The sequence below is a fragment of the Herbaspirillum sp. Her2 genome, from assembly GCF_057961375.1.
This window is the reverse complement of record NZ_CM176331.1, coordinates 2,994,655-3,018,387: the sequence shown is the minus strand read 5'-3', so window position 1 is coordinate 3,018,387 and position 23,733 is coordinate 2,994,655. Positions and strand designations below refer to the sequence as shown.

Genomic DNA, 23,733 nt, shown 5'->3' with positions numbered 1-23,733 from the left:
AAGCCGGTCCGGCACCTGGCGGAGCGATCCACGGGTGCCGGACCTTTCGTGCGTTCGTGTAGTTGCATTTCGCAAGGAAGCTTCGATGGTTCAACGACAAGGCTCGCTCACTGCGTGGGTGGCGGGTTTTCTGGCAGTCCTGATTTCCTATGCCGGTCCGCTGGTGATTTTCGTGCAGGCGGCCCATGCGGGCCAGGTGCCGCAATCACAACTGGTGTCCTGGGTGTGGGGCATCTCCATGGGGGCGGGCGTGAGCGGCCTGCTGCTGAGCTGGTGGTTCAGGATGCCCATCATCACGGCCTGGTCGGCACCGGGCACGGCGCTGCTGTTGAGCCTCTTTCCCGGAGTGGGCATGCCGGAAGTGGTGGGGGCCTACCTCATGGCGGCCGTGATCCTGATCGTCATCGGCGTGACCGGCTGCTTTGAAAAAATTCTCGCCTTCATCCCCAAGGGCATTGCGGCCGGCATGATGGCCGGCATCCTGTTTCAGTTCGGGGTGCAGGCCTTTCGCTCCAGCGTGGGTGCGCCGCTGATGGTGTTTGCCATGCTGGCCGCCTATCTCGCAGGACGCCGCTGGTGGCCGCGCTACGGCATCGTGGTGGTGGCACTGACCGGGTTTGCGGTGGCCTTTGCCGGCGGCCGCACCGAACTGGGTGCCCTGCATCTGGAACTGGCGCAGCCGGTCTTCATCGCTCCGCACTTGAGCGTCGGCATGTTCTTCAGCCTGACCGTGCCGCTGGTGCTGGTGAGCCTGACCGGCCAGTTCCTGCCGGGCATGGCGGTGCTGCAGCTGGCGGGCTACCATCCGCCCACGCGCGCCGTGGTCACCGGGACTGCGCTGGCCTCGCTGCTGACGGCCTGCTTCGGCGGCATCACCATCGTGCTGGCGGCCATCACGGCCGCGCTCTGTACCGGCAAGGATGCGCATCCGGAACCGGGCCGGCGCTATATCGCCGGTATTGCCAATGGCGTGTTCTATCTCATCGGCGGCACCTTTGCGGCGTCCATCGTGACGCTGTTTGCCGCCTTTCCCAAGGAACTGATCGCGGCCCTGGCCGGGCTGGCACTGATCGGTGCCATCGTGTCCAACATCCGCCTCATGAGCGAGGACGGCAGCCATGCCGAGCCTGCCGTCATCACCTTCCTGGCCACTGCGTCCGGCATGACCCTGTTCGGACTGGGCGCGGCCTTCTGGGGCGTGGTCATCGGCATGGCCGCGCACTGGCTGATCGGCCGTCCCGCCCAGAAAAAATGAAAAACATGGAGACCCCCCAATGACCCCTCAGCATGATTCCTTCGACCCGCTCGCCAGCGAAGTCCTGGCCGTGGTGCCGGGCCGCGCGCATGACCTGGCACGCTTGCGCGTGCTGGCACAAGTGCAGGCCGCGCCGACCGTGACGGTGGTCGGCAAGTACAACCACGGCAAGAGCCGCCTGCTCAACGAACTGATGGGGCGCGACGTGTTTGCGGTGGCCGACCGGCGCGAGACGGTCACGCTGTCCGAACACCATCACGCCGAACTGCGCTGGCTGGATGCGCCCGGGCTGGACGCCGACGTCGCCCTGCAGGATGACAGCCACGCACAGGAAGCCACGTGGCTGCAGGCCGATGTGCGCCTGTTCGTGCATGCGGCGAAGGAAGGCGAACTGGATGCGGCCGAACGCCATCTGTTGCAGGCCCTGCGTGAAGACCAGCAGCGCACGCGGCGGCAGACGCTGTTCGTGCTCACGCAGGTGGACCAGATGAGCGATGACGAGCAACTGGCCAAGGTCAGCGCCGCCATCTCTGCCCAGGCACCGGGGCTCACGCTGTATCCGGTGTCGTCGACGCGACACCGCAGTGGCGTGGAAGGCGGCAAGTCGCTGCTGCTGCAGCGTAGCGGCATTCCGGCGCTGCAGGCCTTGCTGCGTGACGTGGTGGAGCAGGTGCCGGGCGCGCGCCGACATGAACGCCATCTGCTCTTCACCGAGATCGGCCAGCAGGTACGGCAGCAACAAGCTGCGCTGGAGAGCGGGCTGCAAACGCTGCGCCAGCGCCAGCAGCAGCAACGCCAGGATTTCGAGCAAGGGCTGCAGGCCGTGCTGGAAAAAGTGCATCAGGATCTGCTGCCGATCGTCGAGTTTCAGGGGGACGATCCCGCGCTGGTACCCGATACCGCCGCCGACGAATTCAAGCTCACCGCCGGCAAGCGCGAGCGGGCGCGCATTCACGTCGCTTATTCACGCGCCTGCATCGCCATTCGTGCGCACCTGATCCAGCATGGCGTGGAAGGTCTGCCGGCCAGCCAGCAGACCTCGGTGGCCAGCCTCGATACCGTGATGGTGGCGGTGCTGGGCATCTCCATCAAATACCGCGCCGACCTGCGCCGCCGTTTCTGTGAACCGGCAGGGCAGGCGCAATTGAAAGAGGCCTTCCTGCACTACTACGAACTGTCGGAAGACCGCCAGGCGCTGCAACAGCAGATCGCCATCGGCCAGGCCGAGCTGCACGCGCACCAACGCGCGCAGCAGGCGCTGGCACGGCTGCGCGAAGGAGAGGGCGCATGAGTCGCGAAGAACAGCGTTTCATCGACTCCATCGGCCGCACCGGCCAGGGCGAGGCCGACCTGCAGCCGGTGCTGTCTGCATTGCGTGATTGGCTCGTGGCGCTAGCGCAGGCCTTTGAAGCTGCCCCGCTGCCGGCCAGCGGCCTGCAGTCGGCCAGCCCCATGGCGCGCCGTATGGCCGCCTTGCACGAAGAGCGGATCCACCAGGCGCGCTGCCGCGAGGAGCAATGGACTGCCCTCGCTCCCGCCCGTGCGCTGGCCCAGCGTTTCGAGGGCAAGCTCATGCTGCTGGTGTTCGGCAAGTTCAATGCCGGTAAAAGCTCGCTATGCAACTTTCTCGCGCAACGCTTCCGCGAGCGCCAGCAGGCGGTGCAGTATTTCCATCTGCAGGACGGGGCGCTGGTGGAGAGTGAAGATCCTTTCCATGAAGGCGCTACCGAAACCACGGCGCGCCTGCAGGGCGTCTGCCTGGGCGACGGGCTGGTGCTGCTGGACACTCCCGGCCTGCATTCGGCCACCGGCGAGAATGCGGCGCTCACGCAGCGCTTCCTCGACAGCGCCGATGCGGTGCTGTGGCTGACCAGTTCGACTTCGCCGGGACAAGTGCAGGAGCTCGATGAACTGGCGCGCGAACTGCGCCGTGGCAAGCCGCTGCTGCCGGTGCTCACGCGCAGCGACGTCATCGATGAGGATGAGGTGGATGGCCAGATCGTCAAATGCCTGCGCAACAAATCCGATGCCAACCGCGCCGACCAGGAAGCCGACGTCCGTGCCCGCGCCGCCGACAAGTTGCAATCGCTGGGTGTGGCGCTGCATCAGCTGAAGGCCCCCGTGTCGGTGTCCGCCTATGTGGCCCGCACGGCCGGTGCGGATGCCGAAACGATGCGCGGTGCCGGTTTCGAACGCCTGTATGCCGCACTGTCGGACCTGCTGGCACCGGCCCTGGCCTATCGCGACCGCAAGCCGGCCGAAGTGCTGCTGCACCATCTGCAGGAAACGGTACTGGCCCCTCTGCAAGGGCAGACCCTGCCCGCGCTGGGGGGCTTGCAGCAGTTGGTGCAGAGCGAACTGCAAGCACTGCCCGCCAGTCGCGCACGCATCGTGCAACTGGCCTGGCGCGAGGTGATGCCGGGCCTGCCGGCCCTGCTTGAGCAGCACGCCGGCACGGGCGATGTGGACACTGTACTGGCCAGCCTGCAAGCATCACTGATGCACGCCTTCGAGCGCCACGCGCGCGCCGTACTGGACAGCCATGTGCTGTCCGCACCGGCCCCGGTGGCGCTGGTCCTGCCTGCGGGCAGCGGCTATGAACGCATTGCCGACGATTTGCCGCCGTCCTACGAGAAACTGTACGAAGCGCTGAGTCAAAGTGTACTGGCGGCCTTGGAGCAACTGGCCGATGAAGTGGCCGGGCACTGTACTGCCCGGTTGGCGGCACTGTCTGATGCAGTGTCCGTGCAGCGCGCTCTCATCGATGAGCACGGGCGGCGGCTGGCGCAGCTGGAAGACACGTTGCGCTGTGTGCCGGAAGGCATGGCCGCACGCTGAGGCGGCCGACCGGGCAGGGGAGAGTTGGCTTGCGCGTGGGCAAGATCTGCTGCGACGTCAGTGCTCAGGAATCTTTTGTGGTGTTAAGGATCCCTTAATTTTGCGGACCTACAGTAAAGCATCGGCGGCCAGCTCAGCATTGGCGACCGCCGACGCTCCGCCATGGAGCGGCAGCGCTTTCATCCTGAACCACGACAAGGAGCCATCATGGACATCAACAAGATCACCGCCATCAGCGCCATCGTCTTCGGCCTCGCCGGCATGGCGGCACCCCTGACCCACGCCCAGGACATGCAGGGCACGGTCACCTACATGAACGGCGGCATCGGTGCCGGCGAGCAGGCCAAGCTGCGTGAATCGGCCAAGGACTACAACCTGCGCCTGCTGTTCTCGGAAGCCAAGGACGGCGCCTACGTCAGCAACGTCAAGCTGGACGTGGCCGACCTTCACGGCAAGAGCGTCTTCAGCCTGGCCACCGCCGGTCCCATGACCAACCTCAAGCTGCCCAAGGGCGAATACGAAATCACCGCCGTCTACAACGGCGTCAAGAAGACCACCAAGGTCAGCGTGGGTGAGAAGCCCGTTTCGCTGAGCTTCAACTGGGCGCATCAGGACAACTGAGTCCCGGCGCATTCATCGGCCAGTCATTGGCCATCCGTCGGTCATTTCCAGACCGTCGACCCAGTCCCTCCGAACCTCACCCATAGCCCGCCTCGCTGAGCGGGCTATGGGTACTTGCGCGCGGTCTGCCAAGGCGCGAGAAGAATGACATTTTTGTCATTGAAATGTCATTCGAATGACGTTTCAGCTTGCCTAGAATCAGGCTCCCCCTTCAAAAATCGTCTTTCAGGACCATATCTCATGATCAACACAACTCTGCCCCGTCTCCTCCGTGGCGCGCTGATCCCGGCGCTGCTTGCCAGTTATCTGATCGGGTCGTCGGCCATGGCGCAGACGCCGCCGCAGGTCGGCATTCGCGGCAGCATCGTCTCGGTCAGCAAGGATCAGCTGGTAGTCAAGACCAACAAGGGGGCCGAGCAGAACGTGGCCCTCGACAAGGACACCCGCGTGGCCGCCATTTCGATTGCCGACATCAACGATATCAAGCCCGGCAGCTACATCGGCGCGGCCGGCATCCCGCAGCCGGACGGTTCCCAGAAGGCGCTGGAAGTGCACGTCTTCCCGCCCGCCATGGCCGGTACCGGCGACGGTCATCGCCCGTTCGACCTGGCTCCCAACAGCACCATGACCAATGGCACCGTGGGTGACGTGGTGGCCAGCCAAGGCCGCACCCTCACCCTGAAATACAAGGGCGGCGAGAAGAAGATCGTGGTGCCCGAGGATGTGCCCGTGGTCAGCATCGAAGCCGGTGATCGCTCGCTCTTGGCCGCAGGCGTGAAGGTAGTAGTGCGCGCCCGCAAGAACGCCGATGGCAGCCTGACCGCCAACAGCGTGAGCGCCGGCAAGAACGGCATCACCCCGCCGATGTAAGCAGGTGCCGCGATGCCCCGTTCACCCGTTCTTCATCCGCTGGCCGTGCGCATTGCCCACTGGCTCAATGCCGTGGCCATCGCCTGCATGATCAGCAGTGGCTGGGGCATCTACAACGCCTCGCCCATCTTCGGCTTCAAGTTCGCTCCCTGGATGACCCTGGGCGGTTGGCTGGGCGGCGCCATCGCCTGGCACTTCGCGGCGATGTGGCTGCTGGTGGCCAATGGCCTGTTCTACCTGCTGTATGGCAGCTTCAGCGGCCACTTCCGCCGCCACCTGCTGCCGCTGCGCGCGGCCGATGTGGTCAGCGACGCGGTGCAGGCCATGCGCTTTCGCCTGCCGCATCAGCCCGGCGTCTACAACGCCGTGCAGAAGCTGCTGTACTGGGCGGTGATCCTGCTGGGCATCCTGGTGGTGCTGTCGGGTCTGGCGCTGTGGAAGCCGGTGCAGCTGGACTGGCTGGCCGATCTCTTCGGCGGCTTCGACTTTGCGCGCAAGGTGCATTTCGCCGCGATGGCCGGGATTGCTGGCTTCGTGGTGGTACACGTGGCCCTGGTGGCCATCGTTCCCAAGACCCTCATCCCGATGTTCACCGGAGGCCGTGATCACGAGGCCAATGCATCATGAAAGACAAGGAAGACATCAAACCGCCACGTCCGGAGGAGGCCGGCAAGATCCTGCTGGCCGACCATCGCCCGGCCCTGCTGAACGTGCAGCGCCGCCTCATGCTGCGCTCGGCGCTCTCGGTGGGGGCGCTGTCCATGTTGTCGGGCTGCGACCTGCAGGACAACGACAGCGTGGACAAGGTCCTGTGGGCCATGTCGCGCTGGAATGACCGGGTGCAGGCATTGCTGTTCCGCAGCCAGAAACTGGCACCGACCTATGCGGCCAGCCAGGTCACCAATCCGTTTCCCTTCAACGCCTTCTATGACGAGTTCAACGCGCCCGACATCGATGGCAGCGACTGGAAGCTGGAAGTCTCTGGCCTGGTCAGCGACAAGCGCAGTTGGACCCTGGAGCGCCTGCGCGCACTGCCGCAGGCGGCGCAGATCACGCGCCACATCTGCATCGAAGGATGGAGCGCCATCGGCCAATGGTCGGGCGTGCCGCTGAGCTTGTTCCTGCAGGCGGTCGGCGCGGATCTCACGGCGAAATACGTGGGCTTCAAATGTGCGGACCGCTATTACTCCAGCCTGGACATGCCCACGGCGCTGCATCCGCAGACCATCCTGGCGCTGGACTTCGGCAAGGAGGCGCTGCCCACGCAATACGGCTATCCCCTGAAGGTACGTGTGCCGACCAAGCTGGGCTTCAAGAATCCCAAGCATGTGGTGGCCATCTTCGTGAGCAACCAGAACCCGGGCGGCTATTGGGAAGACCAGGGCTACAACTGGTTCAGCGGTATCTGAAGCGCGGATTCCCCAAGACGGAATCCGGACGGCGGAAACCGGGCGGCAGATCAGCCCCGGTTCTGCCGGAGTCGTTGCAGATCTTCCGGCGTATCGACATCCGCAAAAATCCCCGCATCCTCCACCGCAATCTCGACCAGCGCCGGGCTCTCCAGCAAAGCCCGCGCACCGCGATCTCCCTGCAGTGACAGCAAGGCCGGCAGGTGCGACTGCGCAAAACCGGCCGGATTGCCGCGCCGCCCCTGCATCACCGGCACCACCATCGACGCCCCCGCCGCCAGCACATCGCGCAAGCGCCGCACGGTGTCCGGCTGCACGCGCGGCATGTCGGCCAGCGCCACCAGCCATGCCGACGCATCAGCGCTCTGCTGCAGACCGCATCGCAACGACGCGCTCATCTCGCGCGGCCCATTGTTATCGGTCATGCAAACCGTGCAGCCCAGCGCACGCAGCGCATCGGCCAGCGGTCCTTCTCCATGCACCACGGCCAGCACCGGCATCACTTCCAGCAAGGCTGCCGCCGTAGCGGTGGCCACGATGCCGGGGCGGCCATCGTGATGGACGAAGGGCTGCAAGAGTTTTTCTTCGTGCGCGCCGAAGCGGCTACCCCGGCCGGCGGCCAGCAGCAGGGCGATGGGTGGGGAGAGTGTGGACATGGTGCAGCAGGTATCCCGAAACGCGAAGGCAAGCGGCCATTGTGCCCAAGTTTGGTCCGCTGCGTGGCCAAGGATGAGCCGGACTATGGTTGACGTACCAACAACGTCCGGTCCACGCCGCGCGCCATCGCATGAGGGCCACAGATCCTAATGTTTTAAGTTGCATAATGTTTCCATCCGGCCAGTTTGAGGCTATCCTTGTCCGGCAAGGGTTTGCGGGCTTGCGTTGCCGAATTGGCATACCACGTTTCTGCATTTTGATATGGTCGCGATGGCAGCGGGCTCCTAGAATCGAGCGCATGCAAGGCGGCCTTGCCATTTGGCAATCGCTGGCATCGGTCTTGCTGGGGTAGCAGGGGCATCAGGGGGCAAGCCGGACGGTCGGGGAAAGTCCGTCTACGGGGCGCCATACACAACATGGTTGGGATGGAAAGAAGCAATGATCAAGAACATACGTATCGGCTCGCGCCTGGGGGCGGGTTTTGCCGTGGTGCTGGTGTTTTCCATGGTGGTTGCCGCCGTCGGCATCTGGCGCCTCAAGACGGTCGCGCAGCAGACCCGGCAGATGATGGACGTGCCGCTGAAGACCGAACGGCTGGTGTCGCAATGGAACACGCTGCTGCTCATCGCGATCCAGCGCACCACCACCGTGGTCAAGAGCCGCGATCCCGAACTGGAAGCCTTCCTCGCCAAGGAGGCTGCGGCTTCCAGCAAGGAATCCGCGCAGACCCTGAAGGACGTGGAGCAGCTGCTCACCAGTGAAGAAGAGAAGAAGCTGTTCGCGGCCATCAACGCGGCGCGCAAGCAGTTCCTCGCCATCCGCGACCAGATCTACGCGGCCAAGAAGGAGGGCGATGCGGGCAAGGTGGATCAGCTCTACCAGCAGCAATACGTCGGCATCGCCAACAACACCCAGGGCGCGATGCGGTCCCTGCTGGATTTCGAACGCGCCCGCATCGATGAAATCTCTGCCGACATCCAGAAGGATGCGGCCAGCAGCCAGTGGCAGATCTTTGCGCTGGAAGCGGTGATCCTGGCCTGCGGCATCGCCTTCGCACTGCTGCTCACGCGCAGCATCACGCGGCCGGTACACGCGGCGCTGGCCATCTCGCAGCGTGTGGCCGCCGGTGACCTGACCTCGCGCGCCCAGCCCATGGGCCAGGATGAACTGGGCCAGCTGGTGGCCTCGCTGCAAGGCATGAGCGAGCGCCTGCATGGCGTGGTCTCCACCGTGCGCCTGGGGGCCGACAGCATTGCCGTGGCATCGGGTGAAATCGCCAATGGCAACCTCGACCTCTCGGCCCGTACCGAAGAGCAGGCCGGTGCGCTGGAAGAAACCGCCGCCTCCATCGAGCAGCTCACGTCCAGCGTACGCACCAATTCCGAGAACGCGCATCAGGCCAATGACCTGGTCAAGTCGGCGGCTTCCATTGCGGGGCAGGGCGGGCAGGTGATGCAGGAGCTCATCGACACCATGGGCAACATCAACAGCTCCTCGCGCAAGATCGTCGACATCATCGGCGTGATCGATGGCATCGCGTTCCAGACCAACATCCTCGCGCTCAATGCGGCCGTGGAAGCGGCGCGTGCGGGCGAGCAGGGGCGCGGTTTCGCGGTGGTGGCTTCGGAAGTGCGCGCCCTGGCGCAGCGCTCGGCCTCGGCCGCCAAGGAGATCAAGCAGCTCATCGATGATTCGGTCTCCAAGGTCGATGCCGGCAGCGAACTGGTGGAGCGCGCCGGCAAGACCATGCAGGAAGTGGTCGGCAGCGTGCAGGGCGCGCATGCGCTGGTGGGCGACATCAGCACCGCCAGCCGCGAGCAGGCCGAAGGCATTCATCAGGTGAATCAGGCGGTGAGCCAGATGGATGGCGTGACCCAGCAGAATGCGGCGCTGGTGGAACAGGCGGCCGCAGCGGCGAAATCGCTGGAAGACCAGGCGGCGCAATTGAAGCGGGCAGTGGCTTTCTTCGCCTTGCAGGCGGCATAAGCCAATCGCACAACGGCGGATATCGAAAAGGGCCGCAGCGTGCTGCGGCCCTATTCATGCAGGCTCGGGAACGATCAGCAAGGATCAGAAAGAATCAGGCCGCCTTGAGAAATTCCGGCCCGAAATCCATCAGCACGTCGCGCACCAGCGTGGCCGTGCTCTGGCAGCCCAGCTTGTCCTTGACGCTGGCGCGATGCACGTCCACCGTCTTGACGCTGATGTTGAGGTCGCGTGCGATGAGCTTGCTGGACTGGCCCATGATGACCTTCTCCAGGATCTCGCGTTCACGTGCGGTGAGGGTCTTCAGGCGCGCCTTGAGCTGCTGGCGGCGCTCGCGGGCCTGCATGTTGCCGGCCACGTTCTTGAGCGTCATCTGGATGCGTTCCAGCATCTGCTGCGAGTTGTAGGGTTTTTCCAGGAAGTCGACCGCGCCATTGTGCAGGGCGCGCACCGACATGGGGATGTCGCCATGGCCCGAGACGAAGATCACGGGGATGTCGGCCCCGATTTCCTTCAGGCGATCCTGCAGCTGGAAGCCGCTGATTTCAGGCATGCGCACGTCCAGGATCAGGCAGGACAGGCTGTTGGCGTCATAGGCCTTGAGAAAGGCCTCGGGTCCATCGAAGCATTCGGTCCGGATATTGACCGAGCTCAGCAGCCAGGCCAGCGAAGTCCGAACGGCTTCGTCATCATCGACGATGTAGACCACCGGCGGGTTGGTTTCCATCTGCACTCCTCGTCTCGTCAAAATGGAGCCGGCTTGCACCGGCGCTATTTCCGACCCTCTCGATTTCTTGATGGACTGGTCGGCACAAATCAAAACGTCATGCTTTGACTTATGCAAAAAACAGGCCTGAAATTCTTGGGATCAGCGACACTGTAACACCCCCGTCCTGACGATGGTCTAGGTATTTTTACCTAGATCGTTTGCCGCAATCCCCTGTGGGGCGGGCATGTGGCACGGATTGCCTGCACCATGGGCATGCCTTAACCTGCTCTCATCGAACGCCGTGCTTCATCGGCGTGCATAACAGGGAGATCCCATGAGCAGCACTGCCATTCAAAAAGAAACGCCATCCGCACCCGTGGTGCGCGCCCCCCTTGCTGCCGAGCAACTGGAATTCCGCAATGCCATGGCGCACCTGCCGGCGGCGGTATCCATCATCACCACCGATGGTGAAGGCGGCCGCTGCGGCATCACCGCCTCGGCCGTCTGCTCGGTGACCGATACGCCGCCCACGATCCTGGTCTGCATCAATCGCGGCAGTGCCATGCATGACGTGTTCAAGAAGAATGGCCGCCTGTGCGTGAACGTGCTCTCGGATGAGCTGGAACAGCTGGCCATGCACTTCTCCGGTGCCACCAAGGTCCCGATGGAAGAGCGTTTCGGCTGGGATATTTGGGAAGCACCGGGCGAACTGGGACAGCCGGTACTGGCCGACGCGCTGGTCAAGCTGCAGGGGCGCATCCGCGAATTCAAGGAAGTGGGCACGCACTCGGTGATGTTCGTGGAGCTGGCCGAGGTCGAGGTCAATGAGAAGAAGGACAGCCTCATTTATTTCAATCGGCTGTTTCACAAGGTCAAGCGTACGGCGCTCTGAGATTCTTTCCTTGGAGTTAAAGATGAATGCCGTTCAGCGCAATGCTGAACGGCATTCATGCTTTGCGGGGGTGTTTTTTCGTTTTAAAAAACCGTTCGGACTGAGTAGCGGCTTCGCCGCGTATCGAAGACGCACAGACCGGAGCACCTTCGATACGCCGCTGCGCGGCTACTCAGTCCGAACGGGATGAGTTAGACGTCAGCGAGACTGTCAGAGATCCAGCACCAGCATCCCCGACCTCGCCCTTGATACACAGGTACAAATCTGGTCATTGGCCGCCTTCTCCTTCTTGGAGAGGCAATTGTCGCGATGATCCGGCTCGCCCTCCAGCAGCGGCACCACGCAGGTCCCGCAGATGCCTTCGCGGCAGGAGGTATCGATGACGATGCCCTCGCGCGCCAGGATGTCGACGATGGGAATGCCCACCGGAATCTGCACCACCTTGCCCGAGCTGGCCAGCTTCACTTCGAAGGCACCATCGCCACCGCCAGCACCCTGCGCAGGAGCAGCAGGGGCCACCGGTGCAGCAAAGTGCTCCAGATGAATCGCCTCCTCGCTGCGGCTGGCTGCTGCGCACTTGACCACCGCATCCATGAAGGGAGCGGGGCCGCAGGTATAGACGTGGGCGTCCTTGCTGCCGGCTTCGAGGCACACCGTGAGGTAATGCTCCATCTGCGCCGGCATGACCGCATAGTGGAAACGCACCTGCGCGGCGAAGGGTGCGTTCTCCAGCAGATCGGCAAAGGCCGCATGCTCGCGTGCGCGCACGAAGTAATGCAGCGTGAAGGGCTTCTGTTCGGCCCACAGGCGATAGGCCATCGCCAGCAGCGGCGTCACGCCGATGCCCGCGCCGAAGAGCAGGTGCTCCGGTGCGCTGGCATCGAGGGCGAAGAGGTTGCGCGGCGTGCCCACTTCCAGTTCCATGCCCGGCTTGACCGCATCATGCAAGGCCGCCGAGCCGCCACGCGACGCCGGTTCGCGCTTGACCGCGATGGTGTAGCCGCAACGGTCTTCCAGCGGACCGCACAGCGAGTATTGGCGCATGATCCCGGTCGGCCCGGTGACGTCGACGTGGGCCCCCGGCTCGTAAGCCGGCAGCGGGGCGCCATCGGCGCGCACCAGGCGGAAGGAACGGATGTCGCCGGTTTCATCGGTGAGGGTGTCTACGATCAGTTTCATGAGGCCAATACTCGTCGGTTCAATGTCGAAAGTGCGGTACGTCAGCTCAGAGCAGGAAGCCCAAGGCGTTGAGGCTGTCCATGGAGTTGATCAGGCGGATTACTTTCTGCTCGATCTTCGGACCCTGGGGCGTGAAGCGCAGGCGATGCGTGACGTTGGCCACGAACATCGTGTGCTGCTGGCGCTTGTAGCCCACCAGGACCTGGGCCGAGGTGATCTCCACCAGCTCCTCCGACAGGTGCACCGGCACGAAGCGCGACACGGTGCGCACGGTCGCTGCCGCATCCACGGCCGACATCGCGTGGCCCGAGGTCAGGCGCTCGATGCGGATCTTGCGCATGTGGGCATTGTCGTAGGCGTAGTTCAGCGAGGCCGCGTAGTCGGTGGTGTCGGGATCGATGGGCACCACGTAGTAACCATCTTCGGTCCACAGGGCTTGCCAGGCGGCATAGTCCTTTTTGTCCAGAAGTTCAGCTTCTTTCCAGATGAAGGCGATGGCACGCGCCATGGGCGCGGGGATGCCTTGCAGGGTGTCGTGTTGGTTCATATCGGTCATTTCTCCATCATCTTTTTCCACATGGCATAGGCTTCGCGCATGCCGGTTTCATCGGTCGAGTGCGACACCTTGTCGCCGTTGTCGTCCACCCACTCACGGTTCAGGCCGCGATTGACCAGGATGGGTGCATTGCGGCCGGCGTGCGAACCGGCCTGCACGCGTTCCCAGGCTTCGGCGTCATCGGGGCTGCCGAAACCGAACGGGCCCTGGAAGTGTTCGTGGATGCGCAGGCGTTCGCGGTTGGCGATCTCCGGTCCGCCATCCATGCCCAGGGCCACGTGGCGGATCTGGGTCTCACCGACCGACACCGGATGCAGCACCCGGAAGAAGGACATCGACATGGCCACGTTGGGGAACAGGTTCAGGTTGAAACCGGCGCCGTGCAGCGAACGCACGATGCGGCGCACCTGTTCCGGCGGCATGGTCTTGGAGAGTTCTTCGGTGACGTGGGCGAAACGCTCCTGCAGTTGTTCGCTGCCGTCGTCCACATCCAGGTCCACGTGTTCCGGCACCATGATCATGACGCTGTGGCCATTGCCCAGCGAGCGGGTGATGGACTGGTCATCGGTCATGAAGGACAGCATCTCGGAAGTCTCTTCATCGACCGACGACAGGAAGGTCTTGTGCACCACCGGGAAGTGATAGCCGTCGGTGGTGTTTTCCAGCTGGATCTTCCAGTTGCCCTTGAAGCTGAACTTGTGCTCGCCCTGCACCTTCACGGGGAAGCCTGCGCCTTGCTTCATGAACAGGTCGATCCACTTCTTGGCATGGCCGAGGAAGTCCGACAGCGGTTCGATCTCCTGGTTGAAGGAGGCGAAGATCATGCCGTTGTAGCTCTCCGCACGCAGGCTCTGCAGCGGCAGGTCGGCCTTCTCGATGACGTCTTCATAGCCTTCCGGATAGGGCAGGCCGCGCAGCTTGCCGTCCAGGCCATAGGACCAGCTGTGGTAGGGACAGGTAAAACCGGTGGCATTGCCCTTGTGCTTTTCGCACACGGTGGCGCCACGATGGCGGCAGCGGTTTTCCAGCACGTTGATCTTGCCGGTCTTGTCGCGCACCACGATGACCGGCTGGCGGCCGATCTGGGCAGTCTTGAAATCGCCGGGGTTCTTGATCTCGCTTTCATGCGCGACCCAGATCCAGGTCTTGTAGAAAATCTTGTCCATCTCCGCTTCGAAGATGGCCGGATCGGTGTAGAGCGAAGGGTCCACCACCGCATCCTGTACCAGGTCGGCATAGGAAGAATCGGTCTTGCGCGGGTGGAAGCGTAGCGGTGCGTTCATGGCTTTCTCCAGTGGCTTGCAGTCGTTGTCAGTGTTGATTGGGCGAGCTTGTCGGGGCAGTGCGTGTCAGGGGCGTTGCTTGAGTGCCTGTTCCAGATGCAGGCCCAGTGCGCAAATGCGTTCGTCATCGCCCTTGCGGCCGACCAGTTGCAGCCCGGCTTTGAGCGAGCTGCCGGCCATCGGCACCGGAATGCTCAGGGCCGGATGGCCGGACAGGTTGAAGGGCCGCACCAGCGAGGACAGCATCAGCACCGAGGCCCCCTGGCGGATCGCTTCCAGTGTCGGCGGCAGCGACGGCAGCGTCGGCAGCAGCAGCGCATCGGCGTCGGCCAGCGCGGCGTCGACTTCGGCGCTGAAGGCGGCACGCACTGCTTCGGCCTGGGCCACCGCGTCATCGGTGGTGGTGGCGGCGGCCGAGAGGCGCTTCTCGATGTCGGCACCCAGTTTGCCCAGGCCGAGCAGGTGGCCGAAAGCGTCATGCGTCTCGCGATTGATGAGGGTCATGCCGGCCTCGAAGGCAGCGTGCATGTGCTGCGGGGTCCAGGCATCGCCTTGCCAGCCGCTGGCGGCGAAGGCCGCAGCGACGGCCTCTGCGATCTCGGGATCGGCCTGCACCGTTACCAGTTTGACGCTGGCCTGTGCTGCCGCTGCGGTAGCGGCAGCGCGGTCGAACCCGGGTGCGATGCTGGCCATGGCGCTGATGATGAGATCCATGCTGCGCGCAAAGGGACCCACGCAATCCAGGCTGCTCACGGCCGGATAGGCTCCGGCGCGGCTGACGCGGCCAAAGGTCGGTTTGAAACCGATCACGCCGCAGCAGGCCGCGGGCAGGCGGATCGAGCCGCCGGTGTCGCTGCCGATGGACATGTCCACCAAGCCCGCGCCCACGGCCGAGGCCGAGCCGCTGGAGGAGCCACCGGTCATGCGGCTGGCGTCCTGCGGATTGACGGCGGTGCCGTTCCAGTCATTGATGCCGGTCATGCCGTAGGCCAGCTCGTGCATGTTGGCGCGGGCGGTGAGCTGCCAGCCGGCGTCGAGCAGCTTGCGAACCACGTCGGCGTGCGCTGCAGCCGGCGGCGCGTCGGCCAGGGCGGCGCTGCCGCCGCAAGTGGGCTGGCCGGCGATGTCGATGCAATCCTTGATGGCCACTGTCGGGCCGCTGCCACCGAGGTGAAAACGCGAGAGCAGGGCGTTGCCGGTGCCGGGGACGGTGCGTGCTGAAGTGTTGCTCATCCTGCCGCTCCCAGGCAGGCGATGCGCGCCTGCTGCTGCAGGGCGGCGAGGGCGGCCTGGCCATTGCGCTTGCGCGGCGTCGGCAGGGGAGATGAAGAAGTTGGCTGGGGGCTCATGGCGCATCCGTTCAAATGGGGCCGACCAGGCTGGCAATCCACGTCGGGCGCGGCATGCAGGCGGTTTCCTTGGCTGATGTGAAGCATTCTAAAAGTCGCCTTAAAATAGATCAAATTGATGTAAAATATTTTTCACATAAGCTGCATGGATAGTGATCGCCGCTTTCCTTGATGTGACTCATCGGGCCCAGGCCCCCGCGCGACCCCCTCCGGAGACTGCTATGGCGACCTTCAACAACATGGACCTGAACCTGCTGCGGGTCTTCCAGGCCATTGCCGACGAACGCAGCTTGACCCTGGCCGGCAACCGCCTGCACCTGTCGCAGCCCGCCGTGAGCTATGCGCTCGGACGGCTGCGGCAGATCTTCGATGACCCGCTCTTCATCCGCACCAAGGAGGGCATGCAGCCCACGCCCGCCGCGCTGGAACTGTCCAAGCCCATCAACCGCGCGCTGCAGGCGGTGCAGGATGCGCTGCGCTATACCGAGCGCTTCGACCCGGCCGCCAGTACGCGCGTCTTCCGCGCCTCGATGACGGACGTGGCCGAGATGATGTTCCTGCCGCAACTCTGCGAACTGCTGACCGCGCAGGCCCCGCAGACGCGCCTGCAGGTGGAGCAGGTGCCGCCGGCGCATCTGGAAGAAGCGCTGCGCACCGGCCAGCTCGACTTCGCCTTCGGCAACCTGTCCGCGCTCAAGGCGGTGACCTGTCATGAACTGCTGTTCCGCGAAACCTATGTCTGCATGATGCGCAAGCGTCCGGCCCTGCCTGCGCGTGAACAACTGGCGCTCGACGAATTCCTGGCGCTCTCGCACGTGCTGGTCGAGTCGGCCGAGAGCAGCCATCACCAGGTCGAGAATTCCTTCCGCAATCTCGGCGTGCAGCGCAAGATCAGCCTGTCGATCCCGCACTTCACCGTGCTGCCGCGCATCCTCGGCAAATCCGATCTGGTGGCCACCGTCCCGGCGCGCATCGCCAAGCTTTTCCACAGCGAGCACCCGGACGTATTCCTCTCCTACGAACTGCCGGTCAAGCTGCCGGCGGTGGACATCACCCTGCACTGGCATCCGGCCTTCGACGCCGACGCCGGCAATACCTGGCTGCGCCAGATCGTCATCGACATGCTGCTGCGCCAGATCGTCATCGACATGCTGCAGAGCTACGGCCGCAGCAGCTGATCGATTGCGCCGGAAAGCAGAAGGCCCGCCAACGCGGCGGGCCGTTCTCCCTGCCTGCGGGAAGACCACCGGATGTCGGCGGCGGCCTTCCCTCCTCAAGTAGCCCGTGCTCAGAAGCGGTGACGCATGCCCAGGCGCAGCGCGCTCTGGTTGCCGGTCGACGACTGGATGCCGCCACCGAAGACCGGATACGCGTTGTAGCCCTTGTCGCGGTCATAGACGGCGCCCACGTACAGGTCGGTACGTTTGGAGATCTTGTAGTCCACCGTCGCCACCAGTGCCTGGGCATTGCCCACACCCTGGTTGCGCTTCTGGAACTGGTAAGCGGCAGCCAGATCCCACAGCGGTGTCAATGCATAGACCGTGCCCAGTTCATAGGTGGTGGCCTTGGCATTGGTGTCGGTGTTCTTGACCTGGGTGATCACGCCGAACGGTGTGAAGGCACCGATCTGGTAGCGCGCACCGCCGCCATAGATGCGGGTGGCGGAAGCGCCGCTGCTGCTCTTGATGTCGGTGTAGGCGAGCGCGCCGCTGAAGGCACCGCTGTCGTACTGGCCGGTGGCGCTGACGGTGCGGCCGGCATTGTTGTTGCCGGCCACTTCACCGAGCCCGAGCATTGCGCCAAAGCTGAAACCGCCGAACTTGGCGCTGTTGACCTTGATGGAATTGTTGGTGCGGTCGCCGGCATAGATGTGGTTGTTCAGGGCCGTGCCGTGCGCGGCATCGGCATGCAGGCCCCAGCCGAAGGAGCCGGCCGGCGACAGTGCGCCCATCGCATACTGGCCACCGATGTTGGCCATGAAGTCGTACTGGCGACCCACGCTCAGCGCGCCCCAGTCCTTGCTGCCCAGGCCGACGAAGGACTGGCGGCCGAACAACAGACCGCCTTGTCCCAGGCTGCCGTCATCGGCACCGAAGCCGGTTTCCAGGGTGAAGAAGGCATTCAGGCCACCGCCCAGATCTTCCGTTCCCTTGAAGCCGATGCGGCTGCCCTGAGCGATGCCGCTGTCCATGCGCAGCAGCGACGCGCCGCCGCCGCCGGTCTTGGCGGCGTTGGAGTAATAGGTCAGGCCGAGATCGATCAGGCCATAGATGGAAACGCTGCTCTGTGCATGTGCCATCCCCGTGCCGGCCGCGAGCAAGGCGGCGGCCAGTAGTTTCTTCTTCATGTGACAAGGCTCCCTGTGGTGTTGCAGTGTGATGGTCGCGCTCTGCACCGGGTGAGGCCGATGCCGGGCGGCGAACGCAGCCGGTAGATGTGGAAGGTCTGCGTGGCGTGCATGACATGTCGTCATGTGGGGCCATCATAGGAAGCGCATTTGCGCCAGATCAAATTGATGCAGCGGATAGATGGAATAAGCCCGATTCATGCACCGGACAGATAAGTCGCCGACTCTCGAATCCGGTGCATGAATCGGCGCGATGACGGGATAATCGTGCAGAACTTCACCACGCGAGTGCGTGCGATCACCAAGGCGGCGCGTCGCCCGCGCGGACTAAAGGAATCCTTAGTTGTGGCGTTCCACCAACGGCAGCGTGAAGCAGAAACGCGTGCCGCAGCTTTCTCCGGGTTGTGCCCAGATATCGCCGCGATGGCGCGCAATGATGTTCTTGCACAGCGCCAATCCGATGCCGTTGCCGCTGACCTTGGAAGAAAAGAAGCCATCGAAAAGCCGTTCGCGGTGGCCGGCATCGATGCCGCGTCCCTCGTCGGCAACGGTCAGCAGGGCATTGCCGGCACTGCGCGCGGTGCTGATGCGCACATGCCTTGCGCCCTCGGGAAAGGCCATCATTTCCTCGATGGCGTTGAAGGCGAGATTCAAGATCACCTGGCCGATCAGCACCTTCTCGCAGCTCACCACCAGCGGCTGCGTACCCGGTTCGATGTGCAGGTGGACCTTGCCTTCGGCGGCCTTCATCTCGATGAACCAGCGCACTTCCTCCAGCACGGCGTTGAGGTCGATCAGGCCTTCGCTCTGCTCCAGCCGCACCACGTATTCGCGCACGCTCTTGATGATGGTGGCGGCATGGTCGACCTGGCGTCCGGCACTCTCCAGCCCCCACACGATCTGTCCGGCCTGTTCGCGCAGGGCCTCGCTCTGTTTGATGCGCAAGACCGAGCCTTCGAGGAAATTGCGGATCGCCGCCAGCGGCTGCGACAGCTCGTGCGCGATGGCGGTGGCCATCTCGCCCATGGCATTGTGGCGCGCCAGGTATTCCAGCGAGGCCTGGTCGCGGCGGCGCGCTTCCTCGGCTTCGACCTGGTCGGTGATGTCGTGGAAGTGCAGCAGGTGGCCCTTGAGGTCGTTCTCGATCTCGATGTAGCGGCACACCGCGTGATGCCAGCGCACCAGCCCATCCTTGCGCACGATCTGGTAGCGCAGCGGGAAGCTGATGGCATCCGGCAGCGCCAGCGTGAGCAGCTCCAGCAATTCGTCGCGCGAGTCGGGCAGGCATTGCTCGACGAAATTCTTCGGCGGGTTCTGGCCCGGCCGCACGCCCAGCAGTTTGCGGCCGGCGTCGCTCAGGTACTCGATGCCGCCATCCGAACGCAGCACCGTCACGCCTTCGTCGGAGTCCTGCATGAATTCCTTGAGGCGGCTCTCCAGCTTTTTCATCTCGCGCCGGATCTGTTCCTCGCGCGCAATATCGCGGAACTGCACCATGATCACGTCGCGCTCGGTCAGCGGCACCAGCGTGGCAATCGCCTCCGAGAGAATCTCGTCGCCGTTCTTGGCGCGGTAGCACCACTCGACCATGTTGCTGCCGTGGAGCACTGCATCGTGCAGCCACTTGCGGCCGATTTCGCGGCGGTATTCGTGCGACTGCCGGCTCATGTCCGGGGCTTTGAGCGGCAGCAGTTCTTCCAGCGTGAACCCCAGTACCTGGCAGGCCGAGGGATTGGCCCAGAGGATGGACTTGGTCTGGGCGTCATGCAGGATGATGCACATGGGCAGTGCTTCCATCATGCGGCGGAAATCGTCCAGCCCGAAGCGGATGCTGTCATCCGGCAGGGCAGGGGAAACTGGGGCAGCGGTTTGTTCTGGCATCGCTCGTCTCTGTCATCGCTTCATGATCTGCAGGACGGTGTTTCCTCCATGGATGAGTTCACGCATCGGAGGAAGCACTGGCGCTGCTTTGTGGAATGGCACTAGGGGATTTCTTTAGAAGGCTTCACCTATTCCCCTAAAAAAGCTGCAGCGCTCCCGATTGAACCGGGATACGCCGCTCCCTACACTCGTCTTCATTCTGATGCAAGCCACCTGGAGAATGCAATGTCCGTGATGGAGAACCCGGCCGCGCTGGCCGCCCGTGAAGAAGATGCCCTGGTCCCGCTGCTGGCCGAGATCCGTGCGCGCCGCGAGGAATTCGCCGCGCAGCGTTTCGTGCCGAAGGATTTCATCGCGCAGTTGAAGAAGGCCGGTGTCTATCGCGCCGCCACCCCGCAATGCTTCGGCGGCAGCGGTCTCTCGCCGATGGGTTTCCTGCAGATGATCGAACGCATTTCCGTCGCCGATGCCTCGGTCGGCTGGGTCGCCAGTTTCGGTTCGGCCTCGGTCTATCTGGCCGCTCTGCCCAGGGAAACGCAAGCCAAGCTGTATGCCAAGGGGCCGGACCTGACCTTCGCCGGCGGCCTGTTCCCGCTGCAGCCGGCCGAGCAGATCGAGGGCGGCTGGATGGTCAATGGCACCTGGAAGTTCGCCAGCGGCTGCAAGGGCGCCGATGTGCTGGGCGTGGGCATCGGTGCGGCCGTACCGGGCCAGGCCGGTTCCAAGCCGCGCACCGCCGTGCTGCCGCCGGAGCAGGTCGAGATCATCGACAACTGGGACGTGATGGGACTGGTCGGTACCGGCAGCCATGACCTCAAGGTGAGCCAGCAATTCGTCCCCGAGGAATGGACCTTCATCCGTGGCGGCGTACCCACCATCGATGAACCGCTGTACCGCTATCCGACCATCGCCTATGCCGCGCAGGTGCTGGCCGTGGTGAACCTGGGCGTGGGACGCGCCGCCATCGACGAGATCAACCAGATGTCCGGCGGTCGTGTGGCCATTACCGGTGCGCCCAAGCTGGCCGACCGTTCCTATGTGCGCATCGAGGTCGCCAAGGCCGAAGCCAAGTTGCGTTCGGCGCGCGCCTTCCTCTATGACGCCACCAGCGAAGTCTGGAATTCCATCCTCGCCGGCAACCCCGTCACGCCCGAGCAGGTCAGCCTGCTGCGCCTGACCGCCGTGGAAATCGCCAAGGTCGGCAATGAAGTCACGCAGGCCATGTTCGGCCTGGCCGGCACCACCGCCATCTACAGCAACCACCCGCTGCAGCGCTACCTGCGCGATGCCGCCGTGGTCAAGCAGCACGCCTTCCTGGGCGAGGGCATCTATGACGGTGCCGGTGCGGTCACGCTGGGCGTGCCGCCGATGCCGGGCTTCCTGTAAGCCGCCGCGTCCTTTCTTTTTTTCGATTTCAAGTTTTCAGTCCGGAGCCCTCATGAGCCAAGTCCCAAGCAATGATAAAGAACCGCTGCGCGTCCTCTTCTGTGTCGGCGTGACGCAAAACTTCTTCGACCTGCCCGCCACCGAGACCGGTCCGGTGTGGCAGGCCTATGGCCAGATGATGACGGCACTGGCCACCATGGACGGCATCAAGGTACTGGGCACCATGGACGATGATCGTCTCATGGTGGGCAAGTCCGACGATGCGCCGTGGACCTTCTACATCATGGCCGACGTGGCCGATCTCGATACGGTGGTGGCGGCCTGCAACCTGTTCCGCACCACCATGGTCGGTGAACACCGCCTGTGGAAGTACGGCAAGATCGAAGCCCGCGTGGGCCGCGCCCTGATCATCCAGGGCGCCTGATCATGGACAAGAAGATTGCCCTGGTCACCGGTGCCGCACGCGGCCTCGGTGAAAGCATCGCGCGCAAGATGCACGCCGCCGGCTACAAGGTGGCGCTGGCTGACATCGACCTGGAACAGGTCTCGGCAGTGGCCGCCAGTCTCGATGCCAGCGGTGCCACCGCCATGCCGCTGGCGCTGGACGTGCGCCGCAAGCCGGACTTCATCGCCGCCTGCGACGCCATCGAATTGCGCTGGGGCGGGGCGGCGGTGCTGGTCAACAATGCGGGCCGCTCGCGTGTGGCAGCGTTGATGGAGATCACTCCCGAGGAGTGGGACGAGGTCACCGCCATCAACATGAAAGGCACGTTTCTTGCGTGCCAGGTGTTCGGCAAACGCTTCGCCGATCGTGGCTACGGACGCATCATCAACATCGCCTCGCTGGCCGGGCAAAACGGCGGCACCGCCACCGGTGCGCACTATGCAGCGGCCAAGGGGGCGGTACTGACCCTGACCAAGGTATTTGCGCGTGAACTCGCAGGCGCCGGTGTGACCGTCAATGCCATCTCGCCGGGCCCGCTGGACCTGCCCATCGTGCGCGAGATCGTGCCGGCCGACAAGCTGGCCGCGACCATCGCCACCATTCCGGTCAAGACGCTGGGCGAACCCGATTTCATCGCCGATGCGGTGCTGCTGCTGGCTTCGCCCGATGCGGGTTCGGCCACCGGGGCCTGCCTCGACATCAACGGCGGGCTCTACATGCGTTGATGAAGATCGGCCTGGTGCCGATGCCAGATTGCTGTCCCAGATCGGTGGCGGCGTGGGGAAGCCCGCCATCATCTCAACCAACAAGGGAGAAACACATGCTGCACAAACGCCTGATTGCCACCGCCGCCACCGCCGTTCTGGCCGCTGCCGGAACCCTCGCCAGCGTCGCCGGCAATCCTGCCTTTGCCCAGGTCAAGATCGGGGTCGTGACCTCCTCCACCGGGCCGGTCTCGCTGGTGGGCATTCCGCAGAAGAACACCGTGCCGCTGCTGCCGGCCAAGGCCGGTGATCTGAAGATCGAATACATCTCGCTGGACGATGCCAGCGATCCGACCAAGTCGGTCACCGAAGTCAAGAAACTGATTGCCGAATACAACGTCGATGCCATCATCGGCCCCAGCGGTTCGCCCAATGCCATGGGCGTGATTTCCTTTGCGGCCGAAGCCGGCGTGCCGATGCTGGCCCCGGTGGGCACGGCGGCCGTGGTGCTGCCGATGACGGAGCAGAAGAAGTGGGTCTTCAAGACCACCCAGAACGATGACCTGATCGCCAGCGCCTTGGTGGCCCAGATGGTCAAGACCAAGGTCAAGACGGCCGGCTTCATCGCCGTCAACGATCCCTTCGGTGAGAACTGGGCCAAGGTCTTCACGGAGCTGGCAGCCAAGAACAACATCAAGATCGTGGCCAATGAGCGCTACCAGCGCACCGATACTTCGGTCACCGCGCAGACGCTCAAGATCGTCGCTGCCAATCCGGATGCCGTGCTGGTGGCGGCCCCGGGCGCGGCCACCGTGCTGCCGCAGACCACGCTGTTCGACCAGGGCTACAAGGGCAAGATCTACCAGACCCACGGCGCGGCCTTGCCGGCCTTCCTGCAGCTGGGCAAGAACAAGGTCGAGGGCACCATCCTGGCCGCGAGCCTGATGCTGGTACTGCCCGAGATCGCGGACAGCAATCCCTCCAAGAAGGTCGCCACCGAGTACATCGAGGCCTACAAGAAGATGTACAACACCGTGCCCGCCACCTTTGGTGCCAACGTGTATGACGCCGGCCTGCTGCTGGAGAAGGCCATTCCTGTCGCCGCGAAGAAAGCCAAGCCGGGCAGCAAGGAATTCCGCGCCGCCCTGCGCGATGCATTGGAAAGCACCAAGGAAGTGGTCGGCACCCAGGGCGTCTACAACATGAGCCCGGCGGACCACAGCGGTTTCGATGAACGTGGTCGTGAGCTCATCACCGTCAAGGGCGGCAACTGGGCCCTGCTCAAGCCGTAAGGACCACGCCTGCTGCGCCGGTCCGGCCTCCACGCCGGGCGGGTGCAGTGTTCCACCTCCACCCGCATCCCGAA

At 64.0% G+C, this 23,733-nt stretch carries 22 protein-coding genes; 14 read left to right on the top strand and 8 right to left on the bottom strand.

Annotated features, from left to right (window positions below):
* Positions 1-34: 34 nt before the first annotated feature.
* From ACWHXP_RS13695 to ACWHXP_RS13665, 7 genes are all read left to right on the top strand, one after another.
* Positions 35-1,255, top strand: coding sequence for a benzoate/H(+) symporter BenE family transporter (locus ACWHXP_RS13695; protein WP_489635751.1), 1,221 nt, complete (start codon positions 35-37; stop codon positions 1,253-1,255).
* 19 nt (positions 1,256-1,274) lie between these two features.
* A complete protein-coding gene (locus ACWHXP_RS13690; RefSeq protein WP_489624933.1) occupies positions 1,275-2,546 on the top strand; it encodes a GTPase in 1,272 nt (423 codons plus the stop codon).
* Positions 2,543-4,093 (top strand): dynamin family protein, encoded by a 1,551-nt coding sequence (locus ACWHXP_RS13685; RefSeq protein ID WP_489635752.1) that lies wholly within the window; start codon positions 2,543-2,545, stop codon positions 4,091-4,093. Before ACWHXP_RS13690 ends, ACWHXP_RS13685 begins: the two co-directional genes overlap by 4 nt.
* A 207-nt stretch (positions 4,094-4,300) precedes the next feature.
* Positions 4,301-4,714, top strand: a complete 414-nt coding sequence (locus ACWHXP_RS13680) for a hypothetical protein (RefSeq protein WP_489624935.1) — start codon at positions 4,301-4,303, stop codon at positions 4,712-4,714.
* A gap of 240 nt (positions 4,715-4,954) precedes the next feature.
* Positions 4,955-5,584 carry a DUF5666 domain-containing protein gene (locus ACWHXP_RS13675; protein WP_489635753.1) on the top strand — a complete coding sequence of 210 codons (630 nt, stop codon included), beginning with the start codon at positions 4,955-4,957 and terminating at the stop codon, positions 5,582-5,584.
* 12 nt (positions 5,585-5,596) lie between these two features.
* Positions 5,597-6,211, top strand: a complete 615-nt coding sequence (locus ACWHXP_RS13670) for a cytochrome b/b6 domain-containing protein (protein ID WP_489624937.1) — start codon at positions 5,597-5,599, stop codon at positions 6,209-6,211.
* Entirely contained in the window at positions 6,208-6,993 is a 786-nt protein-coding gene (locus tag ACWHXP_RS13665; RefSeq protein WP_489635754.1) for a molybdopterin-dependent oxidoreductase, read from the top strand. The genes ACWHXP_RS13670 and ACWHXP_RS13665 overlap by 4 nt, the downstream gene beginning before the upstream one ends.
* Before the next feature lie 50 nt (positions 6,994-7,043).
* Here ACWHXP_RS13665 and ACWHXP_RS13660 read toward each other — a convergent pair whose 3' ends face one another.
* Positions 7,044-7,649: a nucleotidyltransferase family protein gene (locus ACWHXP_RS13660; protein ID WP_489624939.1), complete on the bottom strand. Its 606-nt coding sequence runs from the start codon at positions 7,647-7,649 to the stop codon at positions 7,044-7,046.
* Positions 7,650-8,088: 439 nt separating this feature from the next.
* On the opposite strand from ACWHXP_RS13660, the gene ACWHXP_RS13655 reads away from it, so the two are divergent.
* A complete protein-coding gene (locus ACWHXP_RS13655; RefSeq protein ID WP_489635755.1) occupies positions 8,089-9,636 on the top strand; it encodes a methyl-accepting chemotaxis protein in 1,548 nt (515 codons plus the stop codon).
* Positions 9,637-9,730: 94 nt separating this feature from the next.
* Here the strand turns inward: ACWHXP_RS13655 and ACWHXP_RS13650 are convergent, their stop codons facing one another.
* Complete coding sequence (locus ACWHXP_RS13650) at positions 9,731-10,363, bottom strand: response regulator transcription factor (protein WP_034337633.1); 633 nt, start codon at positions 10,361-10,363, stop codon at positions 9,731-9,733.
* Between the two features lie 316 nt (positions 10,364-10,679).
* On the opposite strand from ACWHXP_RS13650, the gene hpaC reads away from it, so the two are divergent.
* Entirely contained in the window at positions 10,680-11,237 is a 558-nt protein-coding gene (gene hpaC / locus ACWHXP_RS13645; RefSeq protein ID WP_489624941.1) for a 4-hydroxyphenylacetate 3-monooxygenase, reductase component, read from the top strand.
* Positions 11,238-11,447: 210 nt separating this feature from the next.
* On the opposite strand, the gene ACWHXP_RS13640 is transcribed toward hpaC, so the two are convergent.
* The 4 genes from ACWHXP_RS13640 to ACWHXP_RS13625 form a co-directional block, all read right to left on the bottom strand.
* Positions 11,448-12,416, bottom strand: a complete 969-nt coding sequence (locus ACWHXP_RS13640; RefSeq protein WP_489635756.1) for a PDR/VanB family oxidoreductase — start codon at positions 12,414-12,416, stop codon at positions 11,448-11,450.
* A gap of 46 nt (positions 12,417-12,462) precedes the next feature.
* Positions 12,463-12,963 carry an aromatic-ring-hydroxylating dioxygenase subunit beta gene (locus tag ACWHXP_RS13635; RefSeq protein WP_039789766.1) on the bottom strand — a complete coding sequence of 167 codons (501 nt, stop codon included), beginning with the start codon at positions 12,961-12,963 and terminating at the stop codon, positions 12,463-12,465.
* Positions 12,964-12,968: 5 nt separating this feature from the next.
* A complete protein-coding gene (locus ACWHXP_RS13630) occupies positions 12,969-14,255 on the bottom strand; it encodes an aromatic ring-hydroxylating oxygenase subunit alpha (RefSeq protein WP_034337649.1) in 1,287 nt (428 codons plus the stop codon).
* A 66-nt stretch (positions 14,256-14,321) separates the two neighbouring features.
* Complete coding sequence (locus ACWHXP_RS13625; RefSeq protein WP_489635757.1) at positions 14,322-15,488, bottom strand: amidase family protein; 1,167 nt, start codon at positions 15,486-15,488, stop codon at positions 14,322-14,324.
* A 337-nt stretch (positions 15,489-15,825) separates the two neighbouring features.
* Between ACWHXP_RS13625 and ACWHXP_RS13620 the strand changes: the two genes are divergently transcribed.
* Positions 15,826-16,782 (top strand): LysR family transcriptional regulator, encoded by a 957-nt coding sequence (locus ACWHXP_RS13620; protein WP_489637743.1) that lies wholly within the window; start codon positions 15,826-15,828, stop codon positions 16,780-16,782.
* Positions 16,783-16,892: 110 nt separating this feature from the next.
* On the opposite strand, the gene ACWHXP_RS13615 is transcribed toward ACWHXP_RS13620, so the two are convergent.
* Positions 16,893-17,951, bottom strand: a complete 1,059-nt coding sequence (locus ACWHXP_RS13615) for a porin (RefSeq protein WP_134221725.1) — start codon at positions 17,949-17,951, stop codon at positions 16,893-16,895.
* 339 nt (positions 17,952-18,290) lie between these two features.
* Entirely contained in the window at positions 18,291-19,832 is a 1,542-nt protein-coding gene (locus tag ACWHXP_RS13610; RefSeq protein WP_134221726.1) for a PAS domain-containing sensor histidine kinase, read from the bottom strand.
* A 225-nt stretch (positions 19,833-20,057) separates the two neighbouring features.
* Here ACWHXP_RS13610 and ACWHXP_RS13605 point away from each other — a divergent pair, with 225 nt between their 5' ends.
* The 4 genes from ACWHXP_RS13605 (at position 20,058) to ACWHXP_RS13590 (ending at position 23,659) form a co-directional block, all read left to right on the top strand.
* Complete coding sequence (locus ACWHXP_RS13605) at positions 20,058-21,218, top strand: acyl-CoA dehydrogenase family protein (RefSeq protein WP_489635759.1); 1,161 nt, start codon at positions 20,058-20,060, stop codon at positions 21,216-21,218.
* Between the two features lie 52 nt (positions 21,219-21,270).
* Complete coding sequence (locus ACWHXP_RS13600) at positions 21,271-21,642, top strand: hypothetical protein (RefSeq protein WP_039788791.1); 372 nt, start codon at positions 21,271-21,273, stop codon at positions 21,640-21,642.
* Between the two features lie 2 nt (positions 21,643-21,644).
* Positions 21,645-22,388, top strand: coding sequence for an SDR family NAD(P)-dependent oxidoreductase (locus ACWHXP_RS13595; protein WP_034334416.1), 744 nt, complete (start codon positions 21,645-21,647; stop codon positions 22,386-22,388).
* A gap of 95 nt (positions 22,389-22,483) precedes the next feature.
* Positions 22,484-23,659, top strand: coding sequence for an ABC transporter substrate-binding protein (locus ACWHXP_RS13590; RefSeq protein WP_489635760.1), 1,176 nt, complete (start codon positions 22,484-22,486; stop codon positions 23,657-23,659).
* The last annotated feature ends 74 nt before the right edge of the window (positions 23,660-23,733 follow it).

Coding starts and splice junctions, on each gene's coding strand:
- ACWHXP_RS13595 (WP_034334416.1), top strand. CDS start 21,645: ATGGACAAGAAGATTGCCCTGGTCACCGGTGCCGCACGCGGCCTCGGT.
- ACWHXP_RS13670 (WP_489624937.1), top strand. CDS start 5,597: ATGCCCCGTTCACCCGTTCTTCATCCGCTGGCCGTGCGCATTGCCCAC.
- ACWHXP_RS13605 (WP_489635759.1), top strand. CDS start 20,058: ATGTCCGTGATGGAGAACCCGGCCGCGCTGGCCGCCCGTGAAGAAGAT.
- ACWHXP_RS13685 (WP_489635752.1), top strand. CDS start 2,543: ATGAGTCGCGAAGAACAGCGTTTCATCGACTCCATCGGCCGCACCGGC.
- ACWHXP_RS13625 (WP_489635757.1), bottom strand. CDS start 15,488: ATGAGCAACACTTCAGCACGCACCGTCCCCGGCACCGGCAACGCCCTG.
- ACWHXP_RS13610 (WP_134221726.1), bottom strand. CDS start 19,832: ATGCCAGAACAAACCGCTGCCCCAGTTTCCCCTGCCCTGCCGGATGAC.
- ACWHXP_RS13620 (WP_489637743.1), top strand. CDS start 15,826: ATGGCGACCTTCAACAACATGGACCTGAACCTGCTGCGGGTCTTCCAG.
- ACWHXP_RS13675 (WP_489635753.1), top strand. CDS start 4,955: ATGATCAACACAACTCTGCCCCGTCTCCTCCGTGGCGCGCTGATCCCG.
- ACWHXP_RS13600 (WP_039788791.1), top strand. CDS start 21,271: ATGAGCCAAGTCCCAAGCAATGATAAAGAACCGCTGCGCGTCCTCTTC.
- ACWHXP_RS13635 (WP_039789766.1), bottom strand. CDS start 12,963: ATGAACCAACACGACACCCTGCAAGGCATCCCCGCGCCCATGGCGCGT.
- ACWHXP_RS13655 (WP_489635755.1), top strand. CDS start 8,089: ATGATCAAGAACATACGTATCGGCTCGCGCCTGGGGGCGGGTTTTGCC.
- ACWHXP_RS13640 (WP_489635756.1), bottom strand. CDS start 12,416: ATGAAACTGATCGTAGACACCCTCACCGATGAAACCGGCGACATCCGT.
- ACWHXP_RS13590 (WP_489635760.1), top strand. CDS start 22,484: ATGCTGCACAAACGCCTGATTGCCACCGCCGCCACCGCCGTTCTGGCC.
- ACWHXP_RS13690 (WP_489624933.1), top strand. CDS start 1,275: ATGACCCCTCAGCATGATTCCTTCGACCCGCTCGCCAGCGAAGTCCTG.
- ACWHXP_RS13680 (WP_489624935.1), top strand. CDS start 4,301: ATGGACATCAACAAGATCACCGCCATCAGCGCCATCGTCTTCGGCCTC.
- ACWHXP_RS13615 (WP_134221725.1), bottom strand. CDS start 17,951: ATGAAGAAGAAACTACTGGCCGCCGCCTTGCTCGCGGCCGGCACGGGG.
- ACWHXP_RS13660 (WP_489624939.1), bottom strand. CDS start 7,649: ATGTCCACACTCTCCCCACCCATCGCCCTGCTGCTGGCCGCCGGCCGG.
- ACWHXP_RS13650 (WP_034337633.1), bottom strand. CDS start 10,363: ATGGAAACCAACCCGCCGGTGGTCTACATCGTCGATGATGACGAAGCC.
- ACWHXP_RS13665 (WP_489635754.1), top strand. CDS start 6,208: ATGAAAGACAAGGAAGACATCAAACCGCCACGTCCGGAGGAGGCCGGC.
- hpaC (WP_489624941.1), top strand. CDS start 10,680: ATGAGCAGCACTGCCATTCAAAAAGAAACGCCATCCGCACCCGTGGTG.
- ACWHXP_RS13630 (WP_034337649.1), bottom strand. CDS start 14,255: ATGAACGCACCGCTACGCTTCCACCCGCGCAAGACCGATTCTTCCTAT.